We start from the raw sequence: 729 nt of genomic DNA on the forward strand, positions 1-729 counted from the left end.
GTGGAGGGCCAGTCCATGAAGGATCCCCCCTCCCCGTCCACATCGTGGTGCCACAGCTCGATGCGTTCGGCCGGAGCACCGGCTTCCAGCAGGACGAGCAGACAAGCCGTGCCATCCTTGCCTCCCGACACGGCAACGATGATGCTGTCATAGGACGCGAGATCCGGGCTCATGATGTCCACCGACTGACCGGGGCGCCTGTCCGCACAGAGCGGCACATCAGGGCGTGGGCGATCGGGCGCTCCCGCAGCAGCAGCGGCTTTTCGTGACGACCATCCCAGGTCAGTCCCTCACAACGTGTCAGCAGTCCCATCTGGACGGCCGCTTCGTCGCGACAGGCGCACACACGCTCATTGCCACCTGAGCTGCGGCGGCACGGCTCATCCGCAGGAGCGCCGCAGCCCGTGCAGGCAATCGTCAGTGCCGGATCACCGTCTTCCCAGTGCGTGTTGCAGCGGCGGCAGGTTGTGGGCTCCTGCGTGTCGGTCCAGCGCATCGGAGGCCGGCCACGGGGGGTTGGAACATAGGGAAACTGGTAGCGTCGCATGATGCTCGATCCATCTCTGGTTCTTCAAACATTCTTGCGACGGCCTTTCGGGCGACCGGGGTGCAACAGTGCCGCGCAGCGGCAGGATCGGCGTCACCCGCACCCACGCGCAGGCGGCGTAGCCGGCGAGCATGGGGAGGACGGACGGCGACCCACCTGTTGCAGCACGGGCGGCTGACAGG

General features: G+C 66.8%; 1 protein-coding gene. It reads right to left on the reverse strand.

Annotated elements, in window-relative coordinates; all coding sequences use genetic code 11:
- Positions 1-169 precede the first annotated feature (169 nt).
- A complete protein-coding gene (locus GOX01_RS12770) occupies positions 170-547 on the reverse strand; it encodes a hypothetical protein (RefSeq protein WP_034954418.1) in 378 nt (125 codons plus the stop codon).
- Positions 548-729 lie beyond the last annotated feature (182 nt).

The organism is Gluconobacter oxydans, assembly GCF_006539685.1.
GTDB lineage: Bacteria > Pseudomonadota > Alphaproteobacteria > Acetobacterales > Acetobacteraceae > Gluconobacter > Gluconobacter oxydans.